Here is a 1,010-nt window from a genome sequence, read left to right as displayed (position 1 = left end):
CTAGATGAATGAGTCCAAGGGATTGCCTGCGGACATGGGGCGAGGGCGTCCAGTGTCGATGTGTGACGAAAGACCTGAACACCCTCGCAACAGCACTCTATGCCCGGATCGACGACGAGTTGAAGGCTTCGCCGTGGCTGGCCCCCTGGCGGCCGAGGGTCGGAATCGCTCCCAGGCTCAGTGACGCGGAACTGCTCACGCTGGCCGTGATGTCGGCGCTGCTCGGTTACACCTCCGAGCGGCGCTGGCTGCGCCGCGTCGATCGGGACTTCCGCGGACTGTTCCCCTACGTGCCCCAGCAGTCCGGCTACGGCAAGCGGCTTCGCGCCGCGTCGTCCCTGCTCACCAGCATGATCCGGATCCTGGCACGGGACACTTCCCTGTGGAGTGATGACGTGTGGCTGGTCGACTCCACCCCGGTCGGCTGCGGCTGTTCCCGGGAGACCGCGAAACGCTCGGACCTGGCCGGCTGGGCCCAGTACGGCTACTGCGCGTCGCACTCCCGGTACTTCTGGGGCCTGCGCCTGCACCTGCTCTGCACGCCCGGCGGCCTGCCGATCCTGTTCGCGTTGACCGGAGCCAAGGCCGACGAACGCGAAACCCTGCGCGACATGCTCGACACAGCGCCCGACGTGACCGCCTCACACCCCGGCCAGACGATCATCGGCGACAAGAACTACTACGGCCGCGCCTTCGAGCACGACCTTGCGGAGCGTGACCTCGTCCTGCTGCGGCCAGCCCGGAAGGGCGAACCCGAACGGGGCAGTGCGCATATTTTCAAACCGCTCCGGCAAATCATCGAATCCATCAACCAGACCCTCAAGGGCCAGCTCGATCTGGAACGACACGGCGGCAAGACCCCGGCCGGGGTGTCCGTCCGGGTGCTCTTCCGCATCCTCGCGCTAACCGCCGTGATCTGGTTCAACGACAAGACCGGCCAACCCGTCAAACGATCCATGACCGCCTACGATCACTGACCGCAACAACACCCCTTGGACTCATTCATCTAG

1 protein-coding gene is annotated in these 1,010 nt (G+C 65.4%); it reads left to right on the top strand.

The window, feature by feature from the left end:
• The first annotated feature begins 62 nt into the window (after nucleotides 1-62).
• Nucleotides 63-977 carry an IS982 family transposase gene (locus AC5WRL_RS28070; RefSeq protein WP_496091493.1) on the top strand — a complete coding sequence of 305 codons (915 nt, stop codon included), beginning with the start codon at nucleotides 63-65 and terminating at the stop codon, nucleotides 975-977.
• Nucleotides 978-1,010 lie beyond the last annotated feature (33 nt).

This window comes from Streptomyces sp. NTD107 (genome assembly GCF_059510435.1).
This window is presented reverse-complemented; position numbering and strand designations above follow the sequence as displayed.